This is a genomic window from Streptococcus pseudopneumoniae (assembly GCF_038148935.1).
Lineage (GTDB): Bacteria > Bacillota > Bacilli > Lactobacillales > Streptococcaceae > Streptococcus > Streptococcus pseudopneumoniae_U.
The window spans coordinates 1-3128 of the sequence record NZ_JBBJZX010000133.1 but is presented as its reverse complement, the minus strand read 5'-3'; the positions used below and the strand labels follow the sequence as shown (position 1 = coordinate 3128).

The following is a 3128-nucleotide window of genomic DNA, read 5'->3' as shown; positions in this document are numbered from 1 at the left end:
GAGGCCGACGTTGCCTTGCCTGTTGTAAAGGACTTTATCAAGAAAGTTCGTGAGCGTGCAGTCGGGCATGAGGTCATTGATACCCTTAATCCTGCGCAACAAATTATTAAAATCGTTGATGAGGAATTGACGGCTGTTTTGGGTTCTGATACGGCAGAAATTATCAAGTCACCTAAGATTCCTACAATCGTCATGATGGTCGGTTTGCAGGGGGCTGGTAAAACAACTTTTGCTGGTAAATTGGCCAACAAACTCAAGAAAGAAGAAAATGCTCGTCCTTTGATGATTGCGGCGGATATTTATCGTCCTGCGGCCATTGATCAGCTGAAGACACTAGGGCAACAGATTGATGTGCCTGTTTTTGCACTTGGGACAGAAGTTCCAGCTGTTGAGATTGTACGTCAAGGTCTAGAGCAAGCCCAGGCCAATCACAACGACTATGTTTTGATTGATACAGCAGGTCGTTTGCAGATTGATGAGCTTCTCATGAATGAGCTTCGTGACGTGAAAGCACTGGCTCAACCAAACGAAATTCTGCTCGTAGTTGATGCTATGATTGGTCAAGAAGCGGCTAATGTTGCGCGTGAGTTTAATGCTCAGTTGGAAGTGACAGGGGTTATCCTTACTAAGATTGATGGTGATACTCGTGGTGGTGCGGCCCTATCTGTTCGTCACATTACTGGAAAACCAATTAAGTTCACTGGTACAGGTGAAAAGATTACGGACATTGAAACCTTCCACCCAGACCGCATGTCTAGTCGTATCCTTGGCATGGGGGATATGCTCACTCTGATTGAGAAAGCTTCTCAGGAATACGATGAGCAAAAAGCCCTTGAAATGGCTGAGAAGATGCGTGAAAACACCTTTGATTTCAATGATTTCATCGATCAGTTGGATCAGGTGCAAAACATGGGGCCAATGGAAGACTTGCTCAAGATGATTCCAGGTATGGCTAACAACCCAGCCCTTCAAAACATGAAGGTAGATGAGCGTCAGATTGCTCGTAAACGTGCCATTGTGTCTTCCATGACACCTGAAGAACGTGAAAATCCAGATTTGTTAAATCCAAGCCGTCGCCGTCGTATCGCTACTGGTTCTGGAAATACCTTTGTCGAAGTTAATAAATTCATTAAGGACTTTAACCAGGCTAAACAGCTCATGCAGGGTGTTATGTCTGGCGACATGAACAAGATGATGAAGCAAATGGGAATCAATCCAAATAATCTTCCTAAAAATATGCCAAATATGGGAGGGATGGATATGTCTGCCCTTGAAGGCATGATGGGACAAGGTGGCATGCCTGACCTGTCAGCTCTCGGAGGGGCAGGAATGCCAGATATGAGCCAAATGTTTGGTGGCGGACTCAAAGGTAAAATCGGTGAATTTGCTATGAAACAGTCCATGAAACGCATGGCGAATAAAATGAAGAAAGCGAAGAAGAAACGCAAGTAAGACAAGAGATTGAGCCAAATAAAGCAAATATTATAACAAAATGCATAGTATCAAGGTTTATGAACACTTGATATTATGCGTTTTTGATTTTAATAATTTTGTTAAGATACTTTTATTATGATATGCGAAAAATCCACTCAGTTGTCTGAGTGGATTAGGTGTATTTAGGCTTTTAGTCTTTATTTTCGTATGGCAAGATTAAGTTCAAGATGATTCCTGTCATGGCTGATAGGGCAGTACCTGAAAGGGTAACTGGACCGAGTTTAAGGATAGCTCCTCCAAGTCCAAGGACTAACATAGCACTTGCGATGATGAGGTTACGCATTTGCCCAAAATCCACACGTTCTTTGATCAAGACTTTCAAACCATTACTTGCGATAACTCCATAGAGAAGGATTGACATACCACCAAGTACAGCGTTTGGAATAGTTGAAATCAAGGCAGTGAATTTACCAAGGAAGCTAAGGGCAATCGCGATGAAGGCAGCGTTACGGATAACTGAGACAGAAGCGATACGAGTCATACCAATAACCCCTGTATTTTCTCCGTAAGTTGTATTGGCTGGTCCACCAAGGAAGGCAGAAACAGAAGTTGCGATACCGTCACCAAGAAGAGTACGGTGAAGACCTGGTTCTTTCAAGAATTGACGGCCACAGATTTGACCCAAAACAGTATGGTCTCCGATGTGTTCAGAAATTGTTACGATAGCGATTGGCAAGATAGCGATGGTTTCTGGCCCAAAGTAAAGATTGTACTCTTTAAAGGCACCACCTGTGCTAAATGGCAAGTAGAAACCAGGAATTTCGAACCAGTTGGCTTTAAGAACTGGTGTAAAGTCAACTAAGCCAAGAGTTAGTGCGAAGAGGTAACCACCGATAATGGCAAATAGGAATGGAATGATTCGTAGGAAGCCTTTTCCCTTTGTATTGATAAAGGCAGCAATCAAGAAAGTAACAACTGCTACAAGAGCATTTTTCCAATTCCCGTCTGCTACAAGACCAGCATTGGTAACAGCTGAACCTGCAAGTCCAAGACCGATAACGATGATCATAGGACCGATAATGATTGGTGGCAAGAGTTTATCAATCCATTTTGTTCCTACAAATCGGATGCTGGTAGCAACAAGGACATAGACCAAACCAGTCAAGATAACCCCTGTTTGAGCAGCAGATACATCACCACCCATTTCTTTCATAGCCAGTGACATAGCTGTGATAAAGGCAAATGAAGAACCTAGATAAACTGGAACTTTAAAACCAGTTGAAATCATGTAGATGAGTGTTCCAACACCTGAAGCAAAAAGGGCAACGGATACAGGCATTCCCAAAATCAATGGTACCAAGATGGTCGCACCAAACATGGCGAAAACGTGTTGGAAGCTAAGGAGAATTCCTTTTCCAGCCGAAGGACGTTGGTCAACGTCTAGTAACAAATCAACAGTTGATTCTTGTTTCATATAAACCTCACTTTTGGGCATCAAAAAAGAGCCCATTATTTTACAGCAATAGGCCCTCAGAGTAAGACTTCTTTAAAATTTAGATTTTAAAGAGTTTCAAATATTTCTGCGTCTTCGTCACCTCACGGGATGACATTAAAAACCTTTGCTTAGGATAGTATAGCAGAAAAAAATGATTTTGTAAATCATTTTTTCCCGAGCCTAGAAATAAAAGAGCGAG

At 42.3% G+C, this 3128-nt stretch carries 2 protein-coding genes; one reads left to right on the top strand and one right to left on the bottom strand.

Features of this window, described 5'->3' with window-relative positions:
- Positions 1 to 1452, top strand: a 1452-nt coding sequence (ffh, locus tag WKI42_RS09880; RefSeq protein WP_368081836.1) for a signal recognition particle protein, incomplete at its 5' end; no start/stop codon positions are given.
- 172 nt (positions 1453 to 1624) lie between these two features.
- Here the strand turns inward: ffh and WKI42_RS09875 are convergent.
- Complete coding sequence (locus WKI42_RS09875) at positions 1625 to 2908, bottom strand: uracil-xanthine permease family protein (RefSeq protein ID WP_262080096.1); 1284 nt, start codon at positions 2906 to 2908, stop codon at positions 1625 to 1627.
- Positions 2909 to 3128: the final 220 nt, after the last annotated feature.

Bases quoted from the DNA above. Each gene is read 5' to 3' on its own strand.
- WKI42_RS09875 (WP_262080096.1), bottom strand. From the start codon at position 2,908: ATGAAACAAGAATCAACTGTTGATTTGTTACTAGACGTTGACCAACGT.